We start from the raw sequence: 23,130 nt of genomic DNA on the forward strand, positions 1-23,130 counted from the left end.
GCACGTCCTGCCCGGGGCGGTCAGGGCTCCCCTTCCAGCTCGGCACAGTCGAGGCAGAGGGTGGCATAGGGAATCGCTTCGAGTCGCCGGGGATCGATCGGCTCGCCGCAGCGTTCACACAGCTCGCCCTCCCCCTCCTCGATACGCTCGAGCGCATGCAGGACCTGCCTCAACTCCTCTTCGGCCTCCTCCTCGAGGGCATCGATCACGTCCTCGTTCTCGAGCTCGATGGCCTGCTCCTCCATGTCCCGATCGAGGGGGTTCTCCAGGCGCAACTTGTGGACCTTGTAGCGGTCAACCCGCTCGACCAGCTCATCGCGCAGCGCTTCCAGCTCGGCTTGACGATCTTGCATGGGAAACCTCCGTTGGTGACGGCCCACTCCCTTGTAATAGCACAGCAGATCGTGCACCGGAGGCGACACGCTGTCAGGGGTTCGTCGTGCCGGCCTGGAAGACGAGGGGGTAGCGGCTCTCCTCGTAGGGCAGGCAGGGGAAGACCTGCTCGCCCAGCTGCATGAGCCGAGCGCTGATCTGCGAGCACTCCTCCACGCTCAGGAAGGGACCGATGCGTTGCTCCTGGCCCCGCGCATGGAAGGCAAATTCATACAACCCCGGCTGCAAGCGCGTCTGCTCGCGCAGGCGATCGGCATAGGTATCGACCAGCGCGGCCGCGTCACTGAAGATGCCGCACAGGTTCTCATAGCGGGACAGGGTAAAGGAACGGGAACCGGTCGCCTCGCTCTCGTCCAGGTGCGTGAGCATCAGGCAGTAGTATTTCTTGTTGTCGAGAATGCTCAGCGAGCGCGTAAAGAGCTCATGGCTGATGCGCATGAGCTCGGCGGCATCCTCGCTGTAGGCGCCACTCTGCTCCTCGTATCGGGTCGTCTCCGGCTCCTGCCCGACGGCCATGTCGGTGTTCAGCCCGTGCGGCCAGAACAGTATCCATGCCATGAACGCCAGTATCGAGACGATGGCGATGGTAGGACCTTTCTCGCCAAGAAATTCTGATCCTGCCTTCCTGGTTAGCGTGATCATTCTTCTTCTCCTGCGTTGAGTCCCGGTCAGCTGCTGTCTGGCTTTCTCTTCCTCTCTTGCACTCCGCATTGAATGCTGATACCGAGCCCACCCGCGACCGCCTCGGCCCGTCCCGCGATGAAAAAGCCCCGCCGAGCGCCGGCCGGGGATCAGCTCGGCTGGGTTGTGGTCTTGCACGTCCCACAACAAGAAAGCCCGGCCGTCAGGCCGAGCTTCGATCTCTGCATCCGCTGCCAAACACGACGGCCCTCCTGGCCGCTTCGTTCCGGCACGCTTCCCTGACCCCGGTATCGTGACACTGTTCCTCGGCAGAAGATTTAACCTGAGTTAACCGAAATGACACGAATTTAATCGAAAAACCGGTCTTCCTGCATAATATGTAAACCAGCTGAAACCAAATCAGGCGTTCCGGATAGCCGAGGATCAGCAAAAAGAAAGCCCGGCACCAGGCCGGGCTTCAATTCTTGGTTCCTTTTCGGCTCACCATGACGACCCTGTCATGCATCCTTGGCGTCATCGAGCTTCCTCTGCTCGGTCTTCCCTCTTCCCCGCCTCCTTGCGAGATACGTGCAGCCTAATGCCGGGGAAGGGGCAATGGCTAATGAGCATAATTCATCGTCCTTCTACAGACGAAAGCTTTTCACAATACCCTTTCCCTTTGCACCGACGAAGCAAGCCAAGCCAAGCCAAGCCAAGCCAAGCCAAGCCAAGCGAACGATGCCAGTCGGCCAGCGAGGAAAAGCCCGGCCTTGCAGCCGGGCTCGGTCAGGCTCCTTCCACCCATCCTCGGCGTCCATTCCTCAAGTCCTTGAATACCGGACCATCCTGGTGCTTTCTTCCCTGCAGAGCCTCCCTGGCTCGAGCATGGAAAGCATGCCAGATGGGGCGAAGGAAAGCTGCCGCCTTCCTCCCTTCGCTGTGTAAGACATCGCCGACAAGAGACGTAATACCGCGGCCATCCTCGGCCTCGACCACCTACAATCAAGCGCTAGTGGAGCGGAAGCACCTGCCCCCTATGCAGCAGCCACTCCCATCGAGTTTCGCAAGATCAAGCGCAAGAAATGTGCATCGAGCGGACTCCACAACTCAAGACAATGTACGAAAAAAGGACAACCCCCTCGCCTAGGGCAAGGGGGTTGACGAATTGCACCATGCTTCAACGCCGCTGGAACTCCCTGGCCATCCTGACCTCCTGTCTCGATCGGCCTTCCCTGTTCCTCCCGCTGGCCTTCCTGGCCGTCGAGGCTTCCTGCCTTCGAGGGCTTCCATGCCTCGCTTACACCCTCAGAATAGTTTGGATTCTTCCTGAAGCAACACTCCCATGGAAAAGAAACGTACCCCTGTGTAACGGAACGAAAGGCAGCGGCACGCCCGCTTTGCTTCGCCTCACTCGTTTCCTCCTGGCTGAGAAAATGCGTAGGCCTTGACGAAAAAACCCGGCCTTTCGGCCGGGCTATGTCTGCGTCTCCCTACATCAACCTCAAGCATCCTGCTCGAGCATCCCTGGTGCGTGAGCCGTCCCTGACTCGGTCTTCCGTGCCGGGCTCTCCCTGCCCGATGCCTACACTGTGACAGCTCAGCAACGGGGAGTTCCTTAACCTGAGATAAGTCAGCGGCCATGCGTCCCCCTGCAGCAGAGCCCCGCCATCAGGCTAACTTGCATTAGCGCTTGCCTGTTGCCTGGAAGCGACGACATCGAGAATACTGTACAAAAATACAGATTCACAAAGGGACTCCTCATGACACCGGCAAACCCCACCCCGGCGCATCCCGAACCGCCAACGCTTGCGCTCCCCTATCCCCTCGCCCTGGGCCGCGCCGGGCTCTCGGGCTTCCCCAGCCCGGCACAGGACTACGAGGGCCGCACCCTCGACCTCAACGAACGGCTGGTCAAGCGCCCCTCGGCCACGTTCTTCATGAGCGTCACCGGCGACAGCATGGAGCGCCTGGGTATCCACGAGGGCGACCTGCTGCTGGTCGACCGCTCGCTCGAGCCCCGCCCCGGGCACATCATCGTCGCCATGGTCGACGGCGAGATCACCGTCAAGCGCTACGAGCTGCGCGGAGAGGTACCGTGCCTCTGCTCGGGCAATCCACGCTACGCGCCGATCCCGCTGCTCGACATCGAGTGCCAGGTCTGGGGCGTGGTGCGCTCGGTCATCCACGAGTATCCGGTATGAGCATGATCGGCCTGGTCGACTGCAACTCGTTCTACGTTTCGTGCGAGCGCGTGTTTCAGCCGCGGCTCATCGGCCTGCCGGTGGGCGTGATGTCGAACAACGACGGCTGCGTCATCGCGCTCTCCGCTGAGCTCAAGGCCCTCGGCATCGGCATGGGCACGCCGGCGTTCGAACTTCAGCACCTGGTGCGCCAGGGCCGCATCCAGCTGCTGTCGAGCAACTACGAGCTCTACGGCGACATGTCGGCCCGGGTGCTGGCGGTGCTCGAGGAGTTCGCCCCGGCCGTCGAGCCCTATTCCATCGATGAGATGTTTGTGCGCCTCGACGGCTTCGCCCACGAACGGCTGCTCGCGCATGCTCGGCAGCTGCACTGCCGGGTGCGCCAGTACACCGGCATTCCCGTCTGCGTGGGCGTTGCTCCCTCTCGCACGCTGGCCAAGCTGGCCAATCGCGCGGCGAAGACGCTTCCCGCCTACGGTGGCGTATGCGTGCTCCAGCCTGGCAGTCTGGAAACGCGGACCCTGCTCAGAAAGTTCGCCCTGGGCGACGTGTGGGGCGTGGGGCGGCGGCTCGTCGAGCGCCTGGCCCTGATGGGCATCAAGAGCGCCTGGGATCTCGCCCAGGCCGACCCGAAGCGGATCCGGCGGCAATTCAGCGTCACCCTAGAGCGCACCGCCCTGGAGCTCCGGGGCATCAGCTGCATCGAGATGAACGACATCGACGAAGCCCGCCAGCGCATCATGACCAGCCGCAGCTTCGGCAAGCTGACCGACGACCTGGCCGAGATCCGCGAGGCCATGCGCCAGCACGGCCAGCGCGGCGCCGAGAAGCTGCGCCAACAGGGCAGCCTCGCCCGCGCGGTGCTGGTCTTTCTCAAGACCAACCCGTTTCGCACCGATCTGCCCCAGTATTCGCCCAGCCTGGCCGTCGAGCTGCCTCGCCCCACCGACGACAGCCGCGAGATCCTGCACGCGGCCGGCATCGCCCTGCGTCGTATTCATCGCCCGGGCTTCCTGTACCAGAAGGGCGGCGTGATGCTGCTCGACCTGATCGACGCCAGCCGGCAGCAGCTCTCGCTGCTCGACACGCCCCTGAGCGAGGCCGAGCGCCAGCGCAGCGAGAAGCTGATGAGAGTGATGGACGCGCTGAACCAGCGGATGGGGCGCGGGACCCTCAAGCTCGGCACTCCCAGCCCGGGGGCCGCCTGGCATCTGCGCTGCGCGCACCGCACCCAGCGCTACTCGACCCGCTGGGAGGAGCTGCCCGCGGTCAGGGCGCTATAAAGCGAAAAGCCCGGCCGTGAGGCCGGGCTGCATCTTCGCTTCCTTTCCACTTCCTCAGGCGTCCTGCCCGAGCATCCCTGGGACGTGAGCCTTCCATGTCTCGGTCTTCCTTGCCGGGCTCTCCTTGCCCGATAGGCACACTATGACAGCTCGCCGCCGACGGAACGTTAACCTGGGATAAGACGTGGCACGATAGTGGCTGAGGCGGCATGGCTACCTGTCCCCGCCGGTGGCTTGCCGCTCAGCTCGCCAGCTTCATGGTCACGATACCTGCGACGATCAGCAAGGCGGCGAAGATGCGCAGTGGCGACACGGCCTCGCCCAGCAGCCATACACCGACGGTGAAGGTGCCCACGGCGCCGATGCCGGTCCAGATCATGTAGGCCGTGCCCAGCGGCAGGCTGCGCATCGCCACCGCCAGCAGCCCGAACGATGCCACCATCGTCACCAGCATGACGGCGGTCGGCAGCAGGCGCGTGAAGCCGTGGGACTGCTTCATGGCGAACGCCCACGCGACCTCGAGCAGCCCGGCCAGACCGAGAAGCACCCAGGACATGGCAGATTCCCCTTTCTCGCTCGGGTCGTCCCGATATCCAAGCCCGGTATGGGGGGAGGTCGTCCTCCCGAGGGCGGGATTATAGGCCAGTGCGCCCCGCCATCAACAGGCGCGGGGCTCGCTGAGCGGCCCGATCGGTGCCGAGCGCAACACGGCCGGTACCGCGATGGGCCTCGGGAGGCAACGCACGCCACACCCCGGGCGATTTTGCACTACGCTCGACAGCAACTGGCTTCAAGGGAGGGCGACATGGACAAGGCCGTCATCGACATAATCCGCGAAAAGGAGCAGCTACCCGACAGCATGAGCGATCGCGAGATAGCCCGGGAGTACAAGGGCACCTATACCGCCGCGCGAGCCGCGGTGAGCCTGGAGCACAAGCCGCTCGACCAGGTGCTCGCGGATGCCATGGGCAAGGTGTTGCCGTTCATGAGGAAGAAGAAGTAAGGCGGGCGCCGCTGTTCTGGGCGCGCCGCTCCTTCTTGCGTACAATGGCCGGCCATCTCATTTCCGCCCCCTGCCTCTCGTCACGCGGCGCTCATGCGTTGCCGACGGACCGATGACGTATCGGTACCCTGCGAGACGGATGGCGAAGTGAGCCGGATCCAACGGTTACGACGGCAGGACCTCGGGAGGCCACCAATGAGCGACACGACTGGAAACGACCCGCTGGCACGGGCGCGCCGGTTCTCCGTGGCCCCCATGATGGACTGGACCACCCGCGACTACCGCGCCTTCGCCCGCACCCTGACCCGCCAGGCGCTGCTCTATACCGAGATGGTGACCACCGGCGCCATCCTCCACGGCAGCCCGCGCGAGCGCTTCCTCGGTCATGACGAGGTGGAGCATCCCATCGCGCTGCAGCTGGGCGGCAGCGACCCGGGCGAGCTGGCCGAGTGCGCGGCGATCGCCGAGGCATGGGGTTACGACGAGGTCAACCTCAACGTCGGCTGTCCCAGCGACCGGGTGCAGAACAACCTGATCGGCGCCTGCCTGATGGGCCACCCCGAGAAGGTGGCCGCGGCGGTGCGCGCGATGCGCGAGGCGGTGAGCATTCCGGTCACGGTGAAGTGCCGCATCGGCATCGACGACCAGGACGAGGACGCCGACCTGGAGCGCTTCATCGCCACGGTGGCGGACGCCGGCTGCGAGACGTTCATCGTGCATGCGCGCAAGGCGTGGCTGCAGGGGCTCTCGCCCAAGGAGAACCGCGACATTCCGCCGCTCAACTACCCCCGGGTGCACCGCCTCAAGGCCAGCCGGCCGGCGCTGCACATCGGCATCAACGGCGGCATCAAGACGCTGGAGGAATGCCACGAGCAGCTAAGCCACGTGGACAGCGTGATGGTCGGCCGCGAAGCCTACCAGAACCCCTGGCTGCTGGCCGGCGTGGACCAGGCGCTGTACGGCGTGCCCGGGCCGGCCGTGAGCCGGCATGCGGCGGCCCGCGCCTTCCGCCCCTACATTGCCCGCCGGCTCGAGGAGGGCGCCAAGCTCAACCACGTCACCCGCCATCTGCTGGGCCTGTTCCAGGGCCAGCCGGGCGGGCGCCGCTTCCGCCGCCACCTCTCCGAGAACGGCCATCTCGACGGCGCCTGCCTGCGGGTGTTCGACGATGCGCTGAGCCTGGTGCCGGAGAGAGACGAGAGCGCCGCCAGGCCCTGCCTTGCCGAGGCGTGATCAGTAGAGCGGGTCGGGCGGCGGCTCGAGGCTGGAATGGAAGGTCTCGATGGCGCTCTCGGCCTCCTCGATGGCGTCGAAGCGGGCGATGTGGAACAGCGCCTCGCCCTCGTTGGCCAGCGGCAGCCGGCTCATGCCGATCACGATGCCGTCTGCCATGGCCTTGACGCAGGCCTCGGCATTGCCGAAGGGGTCGGCCACCTTGCCCAGCACGTCGCCCCTGGCCACTCGTGCGCCGAGGCGCACCTTGGGCCGCAGAATGCCGTCGATGGGCGCCCGCGCCCAGCTCGAGCCGTTGGCCAGCTCCGCCGCCGGTGGCGGCCGCCGGCGATGCTCCCCCGCCAGCATGCCCAGCCGGCGCATGACCCGCAGCACGCCGCGCACCCCCGGGGCGATCGCCCACTCGTCGAAGCGCAGTGCTTCGCCGGCCTCGTAGGTCAGCACCGGGATACCGCGCGTCTGGGCATAGTGGCGCAGGCTGCCTTCGCGCAGCTCGGCGTTGAGGATCACCGGCGCGCCGAAGGCGTTGGCCATGCGCTCGGTCTCGCTGCCGGGGCTGAGCTGGGCACGGATCTGGGGCAGGTTGGTACGGTGGATGGCGCCAGTATGCAGGTCGATGATGTGGCTGGCGTGGTCGACGATCTGCTCGCGAAACAGCGCCGCCACCCGGGCCCCCAGCGACCCCGTCTCGCTGCCGGGGAAGCAGCGGTTGAGGTCGCGCCGGTCCGGCAGGTAGCGGCTGTGCTGCATGAAACCGAACACGTTGACGATGGGCACCGCGATCAGGGTGCCGTTGAGCCCTTGGATCTGCTTCGAGCGCATCAGGCGGCGCACGATCTCCACGCTGTTGATCTCGTCGCCATGAATGCCGCCGCAGACCAGCATGACCGGCCCCTGGCGGCGGCCGTGCACCACCTCGACGGGAATGTGCAGCGGGGCATGGGTGTAGAGTCGCGCCACCGGCACGTCGACCTGAAGGCGGCTGCCGGGCTTGATCCTGACGCCATTGAGCTCGAATGATGCACGGGGCATGGGCCCTTCCCGAAGCAGAACAGTGTTCGATCCGTTATACCCTGCTCCGGCGTGGAATACGAGGGCGCGGCGGCAATGGCAGGCTGCGGCGAGGCATGACATACATATATGAATGTAAACGTATCATGCTTGGGTTAGAATGACGGAAACATTGCCATGCCGAGGAGAACCGCCCCACCATGGCCCGACGTACCAAGGCAGAAGCCGCCGCCACCCGCGAAGCCCTGCTCGATGCCGCCGAGGCTGTCTTCCTCGAACGTGGCGTGGCCCGCACCTCGCTGGAGCAGATCGCCCGCGAGGCCGGCATGACCCGTGGCGCCGTCTACTGGCACTTCAAGAACAAGGCCGACCTGTTCCGTGCCATGCTGCAGCGGGTACGCATGCCGTTCGAGGAACTGGTCGAGGAGATCGGCGACCCGGAGCTGGCCAACAAGCCGCTGGAAGCCATCCGTCAGGCGTGCCAGAGCGGCTTCGCGCGCCTCGAGCAGCCGCGCTACCGGCGCGTGCACGCGATCCTGATCCACCACTGCGAGACCTTCGCCGAGATCGACCCGCTGGCGATGCAGAACGAGATGGCCGAGGAGGCCTGCGGCGCCCTGCTCGGCTACTTCACCAGCGCCGCCCGGATGGGCCACCTGCGCCCGGACCTCTCCCCGGAAGTGGCCGCCAGGCTGCTGCAGGCCATTCTCGGCGGTCTGTTCCACGACTGGCTGCGCAACTACGAGCAGTTCTCGCTGCGCGAACGCGGCACTCAGCTCATCGAGGTCCAGCTGCACCTGCTGCGCGCCGAGCGATAGCGCTACAGCGGCGCCTCGGCACCACCATGGCCCGCCCCGGCGGCACGGCGCGCCAGCCGCAGCCGACGCAGGTGCACACGCGCTTCGCAGTAGCGGCTCTCGGCCACGCTGCGATAGGCGCCCTCCCCCGCCACGAACTTGACCAGCACCCGCCGCTCGCCGGCATGGGGCAGGTCGCCCGGCTTGCCGTGCAGGCGAACCTCGCACGCCGGGTCGTCGACCAGGGTGGCCGTCGCCCAGCCCTGCGCATCGGGCGCGGAGCGTACCTGCACGACCTCGCCCAGCAGGCAGCGCGGCTGCGCCAGCGCCCGCCGATGGAAACGGTGCTGCAGCGCATGGCACACGCCGGCCGCCAGCGGCGAGGCGAGCACGAAGGCTGCCCATAGCACCGCCACGCCGACGGGGATGCGGAACAGGCCCAGCGGCAACCAGCGCAGCACGGCCAGCTCGAAGGCCACGGTGATGGCGCCCGCCAGCGCCAGCAGCACGCTGAGGGCGAAGGAGACCGGTACGCCGGCGAAGCCCAGCGCCACCATGGTGCTGGCCAGATGATCCCCCTTCAGGCTGTCGTGCGCGAACAGCTCCAGCGGCGCCAGGCGCAGCAGCACCAGCAGCCAGTAGAGCAGCACCAGGGGCAGCAGGGCAGTGAAGACGACGACCGGAAAACTCAGGGCAATCTGACGCAGGGCTTCCATGGCAGCCTCCTCGCGATTTCGCTCGACTCACCCTCAGCCTAGCCCATGGCGCCCCGGGCCGGGCTGCGCCGGATCAGGAAAAAGGGCGCCACCTCCCGGTGGCGCCCTGACACTTGCGGCGAATGGTTCAGGAACGTTCGCTCGCGGTCGCCTGCCGGCCTCGCAACCGACGGCGCAGCCAGTCGGAAACGCGGGCGATCACGGCATAGAAGCTCGGCACGAAGAGGCTGCCGAGCACCGCCACCGAGGCCATGCCCAGCGCCACGGTGGTACCGATGTGGTGGCTGCTGACATCGCTCGCTCCGCTCGCCAACGCCAGCGGCAGGGTGCCGAAGATGAACGCCAGCGAGGTCATCACGATCGGCCGGAAACGCAGCTCCGCCGCGGTGATCGCCGCCTCGAGGATCGACTTGCCCTGCTCCTTGCGTTGAAGTTCGGCAAACTCGACGATCAGGATGGCGTTCTTGGCCGCCAGCCCCACCACCACCAGCATGCCGATCTCCACGTAGACGCTGGTGTCGAGCCCGCGCAGCACGATGCCGCCGATGCCGCCGAGGAAGGCGAACGGCGTCGCCGTCAGCACCGCCAACGGCAGCGACCAGCTCTCGTACTGCGCCGCCAGGATCAGGAACACCATCAGGATGCCGAAGACGATGGCCAGCGTCGCGGTGTTGCCGAGCTGGCTCTCCTGGTAGGCGGTACCGGTCCAGCCCATCCCCCAGCCACCGCCGAGGGTCTCCTCGACGATCTCGTCCATGGCGGCGATCGCCTGGCCCGAGCTGTAGCCCGGCGCCGGCCCCCCCTGGAACTGCGCCCCCAGGTAGACCCCGAAGCGCGACACCACCGCCGGCTTGGCCTGGCGTTCCAGGGTGACGAATTCCGACAGCGGAATCCGCTCGCCGTTGCCGCCGCGTACGTAGACGCTGCTGACGTCGTCCGGGGTCTTGCGGAAGTCGTCCTCGTTCTGCAGGTAGACCTGGAAGTTGCGGTTCTGGTAGCTGAAGAAGTTGACGAAACCGTTGCCGAAGGTGTTCGACAGGGTCGCGTTCAGGTCCTCCAGCGCCACGCCGTAGCTCAGGGCCTTCTGCTGATCGATCTCGGCGCGATAGCCCGGCACGTTGACGTTGAAGGTGGTGAACACCTGTTGCAGGGCGGGGTGCTGGTTGGCCGCCTGCATGACCTCCACCGAAGCCTGGAACAGCTCCTGCGGCGAGGCCCCCTCGAACGACTGCAGGTAGCCGGTGAAGCCGCCGGTGGTCGAGAGCCCCATGATCGGCGGCACGTTGAAGGCCATGGCCGAACCGCCGGGGATCTCCGCGCCCAGCTGCATGATCCGCCCCACCAGTTCGGTGGCGGTCAGCTCGCGCTCGTCCCAGGGCTCCATGTTGATGAACATGATCCCGCGTGCGGTGTTGACCGCGCTGGAGAGGATGTCGTAGCCGGCCACCGCGGTGGAGTACCGCACCCCGGGGATCTCCTCGATGCGCGAGCTGAGCTCGTCCATGTAGTGCTGGGTGCGTGCCAGGGAGGCGGAGTCGGGCAGCTGGACGCTGGCCAGCACGATGCCCTGGTCGGTCTCGGGCACCAGGGTCGAGGGCGTGATCTGATAGAGCCACCAGGAGCCACCGATGACCAGCCCCGTCAGCAGCAGCGCCAGGCCCCAGAAGCGCACCAGCACCTTGACCAGCCACATGTAGGCGGCGGTCACGCCGGCGAACAGGCGGTCGAACAGCCGCAGCGGGGTATTGATCGCCCGCTTCAGCCTGGACTCGCCCACGCCCTTCGGCTTGTGCTTGATGAACAGTGCCGACAGCGCCGGGGTAAAGGTCAACGCCATGAGCGCCGAGAAGGCCACCGAGACGGCCACGGTAATGGCGAACTGCTGGTAGATCTGGCCGGTGAAGCCGCCCAGGAACGCCACCGGCACGAACACCGCCGCCATGATCAGCGAGGTGGCGATGACCGGGCCGCCCACTTCCTTCATGGCGCGGATGGTGGCCTGGGTCACCGTGATCTCGTCGTCCTCGCTGAGCACCCGCTCGACGTTCTCCACCACCAGGATGGCGTCGTCGACCACGATGCCGATGGAGAGCACCAGGGCGAACAGCGTCAGCAGGTTGATCGAGAAGCCGAACAGGTAGAAGCCGGCGAAGGTGGCCAGCACCGACACCGGCACCACCGACATGGCGATCACCGTGAAGCGCCAGTTCTGCAGGAAGATGAACAGGATCACGCCGACGATCAGGAACGCCTCGATGAACACCTTGGTCACCGTGTCCACCGAGGCATCGATGAACAGCGTGGTGTCGTAGGGCACCACGTACTCGAGCCCCGGCGGGAAGCGCGACTCCAGCTCGGCCATGGTGTCCTGCACCGCCTGGGCCGTCTCCAGCGCATTGGCCCCTGGCTGCTGGTTGATGATGATCGGCGTCATGGTGGCGCCGTTGAGGCGCGCCTGAACGCCGTAGTAGGAGGCGCCCAGCTCGATGCGCGCCACGTCCTCCAGGCGCAGCGAGGAGCCGTCGGGATTGGTGCGCAGGAAGATGTCGCGGAAGTCCTCGACGTCGCTGAGGCGACCGCCCGCCGTGATGGTGTAGGTGAACGCGCGAGGATCGCGCTGCGGCGTGGCTGCCAGGTTACCTGCCGGCACCTCGGTGTTCTGGGCGCGGATGGCTCGTGCCACTTCGGTGGGAGTCAGGTCGTACTGCGCCAGCTTGTCGGGATCCATCCACACGCGCATGGCAAACTCGCCGCCCCCCAGCACCTCGGCCTCGCCGACGCCGGGCACCTGGCGCAGCTCATCGAGGATGTTGAGCGTGGCGTAGTTCTGCATGAAGACGTTGTCGTAGTCGCCCTCGGGGGAGATCAGCGACACCAGCATCAGGATCGAGCTGGAGCGCAGCTCCACCTGCACGCCCTGGGCCTGCACCGCTTCGGGCAGGCGCGACAGCGCACCCTGCACCCGGTTGTTGACGTTGATGGTGTTGATGTCGCCATCGGTGCCGATGTCGAAGGCCACGTCGAGGCTCATGGAGCCGTTGTCGCCGCTGTTCGAGGTCATGTAGAGCATGTCCTCGACGCCGTTGATCGCCTCGGCCAGCGGCGCCGCCACCGTCTGCGCCACGGTCTCGGCATCGGCGCCCGGGAACTGGGCACGCACCGACACCGTGGGCGGTACCACGCTGGGGTACTGCTCGATGGGCAGCACCCGCATGCTGACCACCCCCATCACGGTGAGGATGATCGCCAGCACCGTGGCGAAGATCGGGCGCTTGATGAAGAAGTTGGAAAAATTCATGCGTCGTCCTCACCACCCTCGGCGGCTTCCTCATCCGGCATGGCCTCGGCGGCTTCCTGCTCCTGCATGGACTCGGCGGCCTCCTGCTCCGCCTCGGCTTCGGCCTGCTCGACTTCCTCGACCAGGGTCTCGGCATCGCCTTCGAAGGGCTGGGGGTCGATGGGCGTGCCGGGTTCGATACCCGCCGGGTCGCCCACCACCACCCGCTCGCCGGACTCGAGGCCGCCGCGGATGATCTGCCAGGGGCCCGCCACTTCGCCCAGCTCCACGGTACGCGCCCGCGCCACTTCGTCCTCGTCGAGCACGAACACCTGGGGCCCCATCAGGCCCTGGGTCACGGCGATCTCGGGAACCGCCAGCACGTCGAAACGCTTGAGCCCGTCCAGGCTGACGCGGGCGAACTGGCCGGGCAGTACGCGGGTATCGGGGTTGCGGAAGGTGGCACTGGCCTGAACCGTGCTGGTGCGATCGTCGACGCGCGAGCCCAGGAAATCGAGCTGCCCCTCCAGGCGTTGGGCGGCCGCGCCAGCGCTGCCGGGCACGTTCAGCGTGGCACGAATCGACTCGCCGCCGCGGCCGTTCAGCTGCTGGCGCAGCTCGAGCGCGTCGCGCTGCGGCAGCTGGAAGCGCACTTCCAGCGGATCCAGCGGGGTAATGGTGGCCAGCACCGAGCCGGGGCTGACCAGGTTGCCGACGTTGATCTGCGACAGCCCGATCACCCCCGACACCGGCGCGGTGACCTCGGCGTAGGCCAGGTCGATGCGAGCACTCGCCAGTGCCGCCTCGGCCTGGGCCACGGCGGCCCGAGCCACGCCCAGCTCCGCGCGGGCCTGGTCGACCTGCTGCTGGCTCACCGAGTTCTGGCTCAGCAGGCGCTCGAAGCGCTCGGCATCCCGCTGGGCACGGGACAGCTCGGCCTGGGCGCTCTGCAGGTTGGCCTCGTTCTGGTTGACCGCCGCCTGGTAGACGTCCGGCTCGATGGAGTAGAGGCGCTCCCCCTGCTCGACCCTTTCGCCAGGTTCGAAGTGCCGCTCCTCGAGGATGCCGGAGATACGCGCCACGAGCGTGACCTCGTCGTCGCTGCGCAGCAGCGACGGATAGGACTTCTCCATAGCGATGTCCTGGCGCTCGATCGCCACGACCTCGACGGGATGCGGTTGACGCTCCGGGGCGGCCTGCTGCTGATCCTGCGGGTTCTCCTCCTGACCACAGGCGGCCAGCAACGAACCGGCGGCCAGGGCCATCAACATGGCCCGGCCAAGTCGAGATGTTCTTTTCATGATGTGCGTCGTTTCCGTTGATACGCCAAAGGTCGGCGAATTTTACATTCATGCATGTATGGATGTAAATCGAATGGCGGGAAAGCTCAGTCGCCACGCGGTCGATTGCGCAGGATGCGCCCTTCGGGGTGCACCACGTTCCATCACTGCCACCACACACCCATCGTAGCGACATATGCGGTTAACTTGCTTGCGATGGAAGATAGCTACAGCCATGTATGCACGAGTCGTGGCCAGGTTCCATTGCTTCCCGCCAGTAGAGCGACGGCAGAAAAACAGGCTATGCTGCATAGCAACATAGCGGCCATGACGGAGGTTGGAATGGATGCACTGGAGCTGGTTCCACTCGGAAGCTTGGAAATAGCAGTGCGCATCTGGCACCCCGACGCATCGAGAACCGTGGTCGTCTGGCATGGCTTGGCACGCCACGGTGGCGATTTCGAAGGTTTTGCCCGCGCGCTCGGGCCCGGATGGAGGGTACTGGCCCCCGACACGCCGGGGCGAGGGCTTTCGAGCTGGTCGCTCATGCCGGCGCAGGACTACCTTTATCACAACTACAAGAAGGTGGCGCTGGCCGTGCTGGACCACTTCGAGCTGGAGAAAGTGCCTTGGGTCGGCACCTCCATGGGTGGACTGCTGGGTATGCTGCTGGCAGCCGACCCCGAGAGCGCGCATCGTATCGAACGCCTGGTGCTCAATGACGTCGGCCCCGAATTGAACCCCCAGGGCCTGACGCAGCTGGCGCTCTATTTCGGCAGGCCGCATCGTTTCACCACCTTCGCCCAGCTACAAGCAGCGCTGACCGAGCATTATGCCGGTTTCGGCATTGAGAGCGAGGATGCCTGGCGTCAGTTGGCACTTGGCAGCGCACGGCGCCTGCCTGACGGCAGTTGGACCTATCATTACGACCCCCGCATTGCCGAACAATTTATCCACGACACACCCCGGGACACCTGGGCAGACTGGCGAGCCATCCAGTGCCCACTGATGGCGATACGCGGTGCCGACTCGCCTTTGCTGGATGCCGAGAGCCTTCTGAAGATGGCCGAAGTACAACCCGCTCTGGTTACCCTGGAAGTGCACGGCTGCGGACACGCACCGATGCTCGACCGCGATAGCCAGGTCGCGCCCATTGCCGAATTTCTCACCCGCCCCCACCGCAGCCCCCGGCGCTATTCAGAAAGTTGGTGGCAGCGGTTTCTTGCCTGGGCGAGGCAGGGAAAACCTCTCAAGGGCACCGACTCGTCAACTTAGTTGGCATCTCGCTGGGGCGACACTGATCAGTCCGAGCGCGGCCGGCTGCGCAGTATTCGTCCTTCGGGCTGCACCTCGATCCGCCCCCCACTGCCGGAACCCACCACGTCGTCGCGCCACATCTCGCCGCGCTCTTGGGAAGCTACCGGAGCGGGGCGTGGTGGCACGGCGGGTGTCGGCGCATGCCCCCAGTTGGGGTTCGGGTCGAAGAGCGATGGGGGCAGCTCGATGACGAAGGAGGGGTCGTGTCGCCTGCGCTGCCGCCAGTGCTCGCGCTGCCATGCGAAGGGTTGAAGGACCGGCTGCCAGGCGGAGAACGCCGGCGCGTGGCGCGGCTCACCCGGCGCAGCCCAGGCGGCGGCACCCGCGGCACAGCAACCCACCATAGCCATGATGCAAGCGCGTACCCGATCGGCTCCCACCGACTGCTTCATGGTTATGCCCTCCCGCGTTCACCGTCATACTCGGCATGCCTGCCTCAGGCCTCCAGTATAGGCAGGAAGCCGCCCAAGGCTAGGCGCGGAAGTCGCGCGGCTCGATGCGCCATGCCTTGAGCCGCGAGCGCAGCGTCGTCGGGCGCAATCCCAGCAGCTCGGCCGCTCCACCCTGGCCCGCCACCTTGCCGCCACAGGCACGTAATGCCGCCACGACATTGTCGCGCTGGCGCAGGGCCATCTCCTGCTCGGACAGCGGCCCGGGCGGATCCACCGCTCCCGCCCAGGACATTCTCTCGGGCGCAGCCAACGACACCGCCCCGGCCGCCGCCAGGAGCTCGTCGAAGGCAAGATCGCGGCGCTGCGTGACGATCACCTGGCGCTCGATCACGTTCTCCAGTTCGCGGATGTTGCCCGGCCAGGCGTAGCGCTTGAGCGCCTCCATCTGAGCCGGCGGGATGCGCATGCCGGGCTTGTTGAACTTCTGGCAGGCGCGGCGCAGGAAATGACTGGCCAGTAGCGGCACATCGCCGATGCGTTCGCGCAGCGGCACCGAGGTGATGGGAAAGACATTGAGACGAAAGTATAGATCCTCGCGGAATAGGCCAGCGGCGATCATCTCGCTCAGTTGACGATTGGTTGCCGCGATCACGCGCACATCGACCTCACGGGTGCGGTCGTCGCCGACGCGTTCGAACTGCTGATCCTGCAGCACGCGCAGTAGCTTGCTCTGCAGTTCGAGCGGTATCTCGCCGACCTCGTCGAGGAACAGCGTGCCGCCATCGGCCAGCTCGAAGCGTCCCGGACGATCGTTCACCGCGCCGGTGAATGCCCCTTTCACGTGGCCGAAGAACTCGCTCTCGAACAGGTCGCGGGGGATCGCCGCACAGTTGACTCGGATCAGCGGTCGGTCGCTGCGCTGGCTTGCGGCATGGATGGCCCGAGCAATCAGCTCCTTACCGGTACCCGATTCACCGGTGACTAGCACATTGGCATCGGTGGGCGCGACCAGCGCGAGCTGGCGCACCAGATGCGCAACTGCTGGGCTCTCGCCGACGATCTCGCGGTGGTTGATCTCGGCGGTGATCTCCTCCTGCAAGTACTGGTTCTCGAGTTCCAGACGCTGCTTGAGCGACTCGACCTCGGCCAGCGCATCGCGCAGCTGCTGTTCGGCGCGCTTGCGCTCGCGAATGTCGCGGAACAGCACCACCGCCCCCACCAGCCGCCCCGTCTCGAAAATCGGCGTGCTGGTGTACTCGACCGGAATCGCCTCCCCGTTCTTGTGCCAGAACACCTCGCTGTCTACCCGATGCACCTGGCCGTCGCTGAAGGAGGCGTGGATGGAGCACTGCTGTACCGGGAAGTGGCTGCCGTCGGCGTGAGTGTGGTGGAACATCTGATGGGCGTCGTGTCCCACCATGTCTTCGCTGCTCCAGCCCAGTATGCGTTCGGCGGCAGGGTTGACGAAGGTGGTCCTGCCCTCGGCATCGAGCCCGTAGATGCCCTCGCCGGCAGCACCCAGGATCAACTGATTCTGCCGCTCGATACGCTCGAACACCTGCTCGACCCGCTCCCAGCCCACATGGCCGCGGCGGTGGCGTCGCCACAGATCGGCCCGTGCCCGATGCTGCTCGGCCTTGTCGAGCTCGATCACGGCGAAAATCAGGCTCTGGTCCTCGCGTGCCTGGCCATAGACCTCCACTCGATGCGGCACGCGCTGCACGTCGTGCAGTTGCAGGTCGTCCGACCAAGTCGGCGAACGCTGCATGGTTTCGTCGCTGAAGGCCACCCAGAGCGGCAACGAAGGCCCGAGGCAGTGACTGAAGGGGCGTGAGGCCAATCGCTCGAAGGTTGCACCTAGCAGGCAGCACGCCGCGGCATTGGCCGCCAGCAGCCGGTCGGCCGAGGGGTCGACCAGCAACAGGGCGATGGGAGATTGACGGAAGACCTCGTCAGTGATGGCAGACAGGGACATGACGGCTCCGGTGCGTTTTACCGAAACCATACAAACCGCGTACCAGCGACGAAAATTCGTCGACGCAGCAACGAGATATCGTAAATGACGAAATATCGTCGCCCACCCGGATCCTCCACGTACCAGATCGGGCAAATGCAACGAACTGAAGACAAAGCAAAAAGTCACCCACTCTCCGCGATGGCACGCCTCTGGCTTGGAGATGCTGGAATGCCGGCACGCCTTGTCCCCATGCACCAGGTCAGTGCAGGCAACCGACTTCCCCGCGCACTCGAGGTGAACAACGACATGAACAACGATCACAACAGTCTGGGAAACCCATTCGACCATCGCCAGTCGCTGATCCACGCCCGTCATTGCGGCTGCGAAGAGTGCAACCAAGGCGCTCGCGCCGCTACCGGCAGCGGCGCCGACATCCCACACGACAGCGAAGCGATGATGGACCGCATGGTCGAGAGCGCCCTGGTCCGCGGCATGTTCGGCCATAGCGACATGCATCGGCGCCAGTTCATGAAGCTGGTCGGCGGCGGTACCGTGGCCGCGGCCCTGGCGAGCCTGCTGCCCATGGACGCCATCAAGGCCGCCGTGAAGGAGGATCTCGGCCCACTGGAGAAGACCCGGCTCGACGTCGGCTTCGTGCCGATCACCTGCGCCACGCCGATCATCATGGCGCATCCCATGGGTTTCTATGAGCGCTACGGGCTCGACGTCAGCGTGATCAAGACTGCCGGTTGGGCAGTGGCCCGCGACAAGTCGCTCAACCGTGAGTACGACGCCGCGCACATGCTCACCCCGATGCCACTGGCCATGACCCTGGGCGCCGGTTCCAGCCCCGAGCACTTCATCATGCCAGCGGTGGAGAACATCAACGGCCAGGCGATAGTGCTGCACAACGACCATCAGGACAAGCGCGCCCCGCAGCAGTGGAAGGGCTTCACCTTCGGTGTGCCCTTCGAGTACTCGATGCACAACTTCCTGCTGCGCTACTACGTCGCCGAGCACGGCCTCGATCCCGACCAGGACCTCCAGATCCGGGTGATCCCGCCGCCCGAGATGGTCGCCAACCTGCGTGCCGGAAATATCGACGGTTTCCTCTCGCCCGACCCGTTCAATCAGCGTGCGGTGTTCGAGCGCATTGGCTTCATCCACCTGCTGACCAAGGAGATCTGGGACGGCCACCCCTGCTGCGCCTTTGCCACCAGTGCGCGCTTCGCCCGCGAGAACCCCAACACCTACGGCGCACTGCTGCGCTCGATCGTCGATGCCACCCAGTACTCGTCGAACCCGGAAAACCGCAAGGAGATCGCCGAAGCGATTGCTCCCACGAATTACCTCAACCAGCCGGCGTCGGTGATCGAGCAGGTACTCACCGGACGTTTCGCCGACGGACTGGGCAACGTGCAGAACGTGCCCGACCGCATCGACTTTGACCCCTTTCCCTGGCAATCGATGGCGGTATGGATCCTCACCCAAATGAAACGCTGGGGCTACATCGAAGACCACGTTGATTATCAACAGGTCGCCCGCGATGTCTACCTCGCCACCGAGACCCGCGAGGTGATGCGTGAACTGGGCTACGACGCGCCGGACGAGAACGCTCGAAATTTCGAAATCATGGGCAAGACCTTCGACTACACCCAACCCGAAGCCTACGTCGAGAGCTTCGCGATACGGAGGAGCTGACATGGACCGCACCACTACCGAATGGAACCTGAGCCTCAATGTCAGGGCGACGGTGCTGGCCGTGCTGTTGCTGGTAGTCGGCCTGGGCCTGTGGGAAGGCCTCGATCGCGCACCCTTGCTGGGCGGCGGTGGAGAGCTCAGCGAGTACGAGATGCTGATGGGCGGCGCTGACGAGAGGGCACGGATGCCGCCGCCCTCAGCCATCATTGAACGCGCCTGGACCGAGCTCTCCAACCCCTTCTACGATGCCGGCCCCAACGACAAGGGTATCGGTATCCAGCTCGGCTATTCACTGTTTCGAGTCCTTTCGGGCTACCTGGCCGCAGCCATGATCGCCATTCCCGTGGGCTTTCTGATCGGCATGTCACCGCTGATGTACAAGGCGCTCAACCCCTACATACAGGTGCTACGCCCCATCTCACCGCTGGCGTGGATGCCCTTGGCGCTGTTCATCATCCGCGACTCCGAGGCCTCGGCGATCTTCGTGATTTTTATCTGCTCGATCTGGCCGATGCTGCTCAATACCGCCTTCGGTGTGGCCGGCGTACGCCGCGATTGGGTCAATGTGGCCCGTACCCACGAGCTGTCGCCATTGAAGACGGCCTTCAAGGTCATCCTGCCCGCCGCGGCCCCCACCATCCTCACCGGCATGCGCATCTCCATCGGCATTGCCTGGCTGGTGATCGTCGCCGCCGAGATGCTCGTGGGCGGCACCGGCATCGGCTACTACGTGTGGAACGAATGGAACAACCTCGACCTGACCAGCGTAATCTTCTCGATCCTGATGATCGGCGTGGTAGGCATGCTGCTCGATCTTGCCCTCTCATCGATCGCCCGACTGGTCACCTACCAGGAGTAAGCGCCATGACTCATGCCTTCGTGGAAGTCCAGCAGGCCGCCAAGCGCTTTCCCGGCAACAAGGGAAGCCCCGACCTCACGGTATTCGAGAACGTCAGTTTCCAGCTGCAGAAGGGGGAATTCGTCTGCATCATCGGCCATTCCGGCTGTGGCAAGTCGACCATCATGAACGCCCTGGCAGGACTCGACAGCCTTAGCGACGGCGCCATGATCATGGATGGTCGCGAGATCGGCGGCCCCAGCCTCGAGCGGGGCGTGGTATTCCAGAACTACAGCCTGCTGCCCTGGCTGACGGCGCTGGAAAACGTGCGTTTCGGCGTGCGTGCCCGCTGGAAGGAGTGGGATGAGCGCCAGGTCACCGAGCACAGCCTGCGCTACCTGCAGATGGTCGGCCTGAAGGACGTGATCACGCGCAAGCCGGCCCAGCTTTCCGGCGGGATGCGCCAGCGCGTGAGCATCGCCCGGGCGTTCGCCACCAGGCCAGAACTACTGCTGCTCGACGAACCTTTCGGTGCGCTGGACGCGCTCACCCGTGGCGTAATCCAGGACGAGCTGCTCAAGATCTGGAGTCAGGATCGCCAGACGGTATTCATGATTACCCACGACGTCGACGAGGCGATCCTGCTGGCCGACCGCATCCTGCTGATGACCAACGGACCCGAAGCGCGCATCGCCGAAGCCGTGGAGATCGACCTGCCGAGGCCACGCTCACGGGGCGAGATCGTCAAGCATCCGCACTTCTATGCCCTGCGCAACTACCTGGTCGACTTCCTGGTGAATCGGGCCAGCGAGCTACGCACCGCCAAACCCGATTCACGCGGCCTGCACTACCCCCGGCAGGTCGACCCCATAGCCGAGGCGGCTGCCTCGGCCAGCTCCGGCAAGGCCGAAGGCCTGCCCACCGATCCAACCACCCATAAGCTGGTCAGCTTCACTCCCAAGGAGACCCACCATGGATAAGCTCGAAATGCGCCATACCCTACTCGCCGCCAAGGCCCGCAAGAAGCTGAGCTGGGACGAGATCGCCAGCGCCATCGGCATGTCGCCGGTATGGACGGCCTCGGCCTGCTACGGTATGAACAGCGCCAGCCAAACCGTGGCCCACAAGCTGTGCGACGTGCTCGAAGTGGAAAGCGACGTCGCCGAAGCGTTGCAGGCCTTTCCTGTCAAGGCCTGGGACGAGGCGATTCCACAGGATCCGTTCGTTTACCGGCTCTACGAGGTAGTGGGTGTCTATGGCGAAACGCTCAAGGACGTGGTTCAGGAGAAGTTCGGCGACGGCATCATGAGCGCCATCGATTTCACCATGGATGTCGACAAGGTAGAGGACCCCAAGGGCGACCGGGTACTACTGACGCTCAACGGCAAGTTCCTGCCCTACAAGGCCTGGTAGGAATTGCTGGAAGCCGTGCTCGCCTGCCGGCGAGGCGGCTCCTTCAACCCCGTTCGGTCCTGGCGACTGCTCGCTCTACCCCGCCACGATAGCCGCCACCGAACAGCAGCAGGTGGTTGAGCAGCGGGTAGAGCTGGAACAGCGCCTCGCGCCGCGGCCAGTCGGCCGGCGTGCTGCCGTCCCAGTAGGCCTCGAAGAAGGCCGCACCGGGCGAACCGAACAGCGTCAGCATGGCCAGGTCCACCTCGGGGTAGTGGCGGTACACCGCCGGGTCGAGGATCGCCGGCCCCCGCGGCGTGTGGAGCACATTGCCCGCCCACAGGTCGCCGTGCAGCAGGCTCGCCGGCGCGTCGGGCAGCCAGGTTTCCAGGCCCTCCGCCAGCGCTTCGATGCGCCCGCGCAGCCGGTCGTCCAACAACCCGCGCTCGTGGCAGGCCCGGGCCAGCGGCAGCAGGCGGCGCTCGCGCTGGAAGGCACGTCCGTCGGCGAACGGCGCATTGGCCTGCGGCGTACGCCCGCAAGCGTTGTCCCGCGGCCAGCCATGCTCGGCGGCGGTGTGGGCGTGCAGCTGGCGCAGCCCCTCGCCCAGCGCCGCCGCCGAGCGCGGCGTGCGCGAGCCCGTCTCCAGCGCCTCCATCACCAGCCAGCCGTCACCCAGCGCCAGCACCTCGGGCACGATCAGCGGGCTCGCGGCATCGCGCAGGGCCTCGAGACCCTCGGCCTCACCGGCCAGGCGCCCGGGGTCGTCGCGCTTGGCCACGACCGGCCCCCGCGACGTCTCGAGCCGGTAGACGGCGGCGATATCGCCGCCCCCGAGCGGATGTGACGGCCCCATGGGCGAGAGCCCCGTGGCTTCCAGCAGTGCGTCGAGTGTCGTGTCCATGGCGTCCCCCTTGGCGCTCAGCTCGTTCGGGCAGAAGCCCTCCACCATGCCATGCCCGGCGCCCTTGCCCAAGGCCAAAAAAAACCACCCCCGGAGGGGTGGCTAGTCGGGCACGGCGGGGATGACGCTGTCACTCGGGGATCAGCACGCTGTCGATTACATGGATGACGCCGTTGCTTGCCTCGATATCGGCCTGGATCACGTTGGCGTCGTTGATCATGACGCTGCCGTCCGAGCTGGAGATCGAGATGTCCTGCCCCTGTACGGTCGTCGCGCTGTCGAGCCCCATGGCATCCTCGGCCATGACCTTGCCTGACACGACATGGTAAGTGAGCACGGCCGCGAGCTGCTCGCGGTTCTCCGGCTCAAGCAGCTCGTCCACGGTGCCTTCCGGCAGCGCGGCAAATGCCTCGTCAGTGGGAGCGAAGACGGTGAACGGCCCGTCCCCCTTGAGGGTCTCGACCAGGTCGGCCGCTTCCAGCGCGGCGGCCAGCGTCTCGAACTGCCCTGCCGCCACGGCGGTATCGACGATGTCCTGCTTTTCGCCATGGCTATCGGCCTGCACCCCGCCAGCCAGCATGGCCCCCAGCATGCCCGCTCCCAGCCACCGGGCGGCAACCACTTGAAACGTCTTCATCGATGCGTTTCCTCACAGTGTTGACTTGGTACCCCGGGCGGCCAGATCGCCGCCTTGTACGAAATCTAGATCATGTACAGCTATTGCACAATATTTATTTTTGCCCTCCGCCGGCCTCCTCTCGAGGGCTGACGCGGGCGGGGCCGGTGGCCACAATGGGACCAGGGCCATGCCCCC

Annotated in this window: 21 protein-coding genes; 10 read left to right on the top strand and 11 right to left on the bottom strand. The window is 65.7% G+C overall.

Translation table 11 applies throughout. The annotated features are described in order from the left end of the window. Positions 1–20: 20 nt before the first annotated feature. Both DIS04_RS04975 and DIS04_RS04980 read right to left on the bottom strand, forming a co-directional pair. On the bottom strand, positions 21–353 hold the full coding sequence (locus DIS04_RS04975; RefSeq protein WP_111412573.1) for a TraR/DksA family transcriptional regulator: 333 nt from the start codon (positions 351–353) through the stop codon (positions 21–23). 73 nt (positions 354–426) lie between these two features. Further along, positions 427–1,035: a hypothetical protein gene (locus DIS04_RS04980; protein ID WP_111412574.1), complete on the bottom strand. Its 609-nt coding sequence runs from the start codon at positions 1,033–1,035 to the stop codon at positions 427–429. Between the two features lie 1,739 nt (positions 1,036–2,774). Here DIS04_RS04980 and DIS04_RS04985 point away from each other — a divergent pair. Beyond that, positions 2,775–3,215, top strand: a complete 441-nt coding sequence (locus DIS04_RS04985; protein WP_111412576.1) for a LexA family protein — start codon at positions 2,775–2,777, stop codon at positions 3,213–3,215. A 2-nt stretch (positions 3,216–3,217) separates the two neighbouring features. After that, on the top strand, positions 3,218–4,498 hold the full coding sequence (locus DIS04_RS04990) for a Y-family DNA polymerase (RefSeq protein WP_179951229.1): 1,281 nt from the start codon (positions 3,218–3,220) through the stop codon (positions 4,496–4,498). Positions 4,499–4,739: 241 nt separating this feature from the next. Here DIS04_RS04990 and DIS04_RS04995 read toward each other — a convergent pair whose 3' ends face one another. After that, a complete protein-coding gene (locus tag DIS04_RS04995) occupies positions 4,740–5,054 on the bottom strand; it encodes a DMT family transporter (RefSeq protein ID WP_111412578.1) in 315 nt (104 codons plus the stop codon). Positions 5,055–5,303: 249 nt separating this feature from the next. Here DIS04_RS04995 and DIS04_RS05000 point away from each other — a divergent pair, with 249 nt between their 5' ends. Together DIS04_RS05000 and dusA are read left to right on the top strand one after the other, a co-directional pair. Next, positions 5,304–5,501 carry a hypothetical protein gene (locus DIS04_RS05000; RefSeq protein WP_111412579.1) on the top strand — a complete coding sequence of 66 codons (198 nt, stop codon included), beginning with the start codon at positions 5,304–5,306 and terminating at the stop codon, positions 5,499–5,501. A gap of 195 nt (positions 5,502–5,696) precedes the next feature. Further along, positions 5,697–6,734, top strand: a complete 1,038-nt coding sequence (gene dusA, locus DIS04_RS05005; RefSeq protein ID WP_111412581.1) for a tRNA dihydrouridine(20/20a) synthase DusA — start codon at positions 5,697–5,699, stop codon at positions 6,732–6,734. Here dusA and DIS04_RS05010 read toward each other — a convergent pair whose 3' ends face one another. Then, entirely contained in the window at positions 6,735–7,766 is a 1,032-nt protein-coding gene (locus tag DIS04_RS05010) for a succinylglutamate desuccinylase/aspartoacylase family protein (protein ID WP_111412583.1), read from the bottom strand. A gap of 179 nt (positions 7,767–7,945) precedes the next feature. On the opposite strand from DIS04_RS05010, the gene DIS04_RS05015 reads away from it, so the two are divergent. Then, positions 7,946–8,563: a TetR family transcriptional regulator gene (locus tag DIS04_RS05015; protein WP_111412584.1), complete on the top strand. Its 618-nt coding sequence runs from the start codon at positions 7,946–7,948 to the stop codon at positions 8,561–8,563. Between the two features lie 2 nt (positions 8,564–8,565). Here the strand turns inward: DIS04_RS05015 and DIS04_RS05020 are convergent, their stop codons facing one another. From DIS04_RS05020 to DIS04_RS05030, 3 genes are all read right to left on the bottom strand, one after another. Beyond that, positions 8,566–9,258 (bottom strand): hypothetical protein, encoded by a 693-nt coding sequence (locus DIS04_RS05020; protein WP_111412586.1) that lies wholly within the window; start codon positions 9,256–9,258, stop codon positions 8,566–8,568. A gap of 127 nt (positions 9,259–9,385) precedes the next feature. Then, positions 9,386–12,556: an efflux RND transporter permease subunit gene (locus DIS04_RS05025; RefSeq protein WP_111412588.1), complete on the bottom strand. Its 3,171-nt coding sequence runs from the start codon at positions 12,554–12,556 to the stop codon at positions 9,386–9,388. After that, positions 12,553–13,836, bottom strand: coding sequence for an efflux RND transporter periplasmic adaptor subunit (locus DIS04_RS05030; protein WP_111412589.1), 1,284 nt, complete (start codon positions 13,834–13,836; stop codon positions 12,553–12,555). Before DIS04_RS05030 ends, DIS04_RS05025 begins: the two co-directional genes overlap by 4 nt. Before the next feature lie 321 nt (positions 13,837–14,157). Between DIS04_RS05030 and DIS04_RS05035 the strand changes: the two genes are divergently transcribed. Then, positions 14,158–15,090, top strand: coding sequence for an alpha/beta fold hydrolase (locus tag DIS04_RS05035; protein ID WP_111412591.1), 933 nt, complete (start codon positions 14,158–14,160; stop codon positions 15,088–15,090). A 26-nt stretch (positions 15,091–15,116) separates the two neighbouring features. Here DIS04_RS05035 and DIS04_RS20410 read toward each other — a convergent pair whose 3' ends face one another. Together DIS04_RS20410 and DIS04_RS05040 are read right to left on the bottom strand one after the other, a co-directional pair. Next, a complete protein-coding gene (locus DIS04_RS20410; RefSeq protein ID WP_162623015.1) occupies positions 15,117–15,524 on the bottom strand; it encodes a hypothetical protein in 408 nt (135 codons plus the stop codon). A gap of 79 nt (positions 15,525–15,603) precedes the next feature. After that, complete coding sequence (locus DIS04_RS05040) at positions 15,604–17,499, bottom strand: sigma-54 interaction domain-containing protein (RefSeq protein WP_245904483.1); 1,896 nt, start codon at positions 17,497–17,499, stop codon at positions 15,604–15,606. Positions 17,500–17,709: 210 nt separating this feature from the next. Here DIS04_RS05040 and DIS04_RS05045 point away from each other — a divergent pair, with 210 nt between their 5' ends. The 4 genes from DIS04_RS05045 to cynS are packed head-to-tail and all read left to right on the top strand — an operon-like array spanning position 17,710 to position 21,433. Then, on the top strand, positions 17,710–19,182 hold the full coding sequence (locus DIS04_RS05045) for a CmpA/NrtA family ABC transporter substrate-binding protein (protein WP_245904484.1): 1,473 nt from the start codon (positions 17,710–17,712) through the stop codon (positions 19,180–19,182). 1 nt (position 19,183) lies between these two features. Beyond that, the gene (gene ntrB, locus DIS04_RS05050) at positions 19,184–20,041 is read left to right on the top strand and encodes a nitrate ABC transporter permease (protein WP_111412595.1); all 858 of its coding nucleotides are present in this window, start codon (positions 19,184–19,186) and stop codon (positions 20,039–20,041) included. 5 nt (positions 20,042–20,046) lie between these two features. After that, positions 20,047–21,000, top strand: a complete 954-nt coding sequence (locus DIS04_RS05055) for an ABC transporter ATP-binding protein (protein ID WP_111412596.1) — start codon at positions 20,047–20,049, stop codon at positions 20,998–21,000. Next, positions 20,993–21,433: a cyanase gene (cynS, locus tag DIS04_RS05060; RefSeq protein ID WP_111412598.1), complete on the top strand. Its 441-nt coding sequence runs from the start codon at positions 20,993–20,995 to the stop codon at positions 21,431–21,433. The genes DIS04_RS05055 and cynS overlap by 8 nt, the downstream gene beginning before the upstream one ends. A gap of 43 nt (positions 21,434–21,476) precedes the next feature. Here the strand turns inward: cynS and DIS04_RS05065 are convergent, their stop codons facing one another. Next, entirely contained in the window at positions 21,477–22,316 is an 840-nt protein-coding gene (locus DIS04_RS05065; RefSeq protein WP_111412791.1) for a fructosamine kinase family protein, read from the bottom strand. Positions 22,317–22,446: 130 nt separating this feature from the next. After that, positions 22,447–22,953, bottom strand: coding sequence for a fasciclin domain-containing protein (locus tag DIS04_RS05070; protein WP_111412599.1), 507 nt, complete (start codon positions 22,951–22,953; stop codon positions 22,447–22,449). Between the last annotated feature and the right edge of the window lie 177 nt (positions 22,954–23,130).

It is taken from the genome of Billgrantia lactosivorans (assembly GCF_003254665.1).
Classification (GTDB): Bacteria; Pseudomonadota; Gammaproteobacteria; order Pseudomonadales; family Halomonadaceae; genus Halomonas; species Halomonas lactosivorans.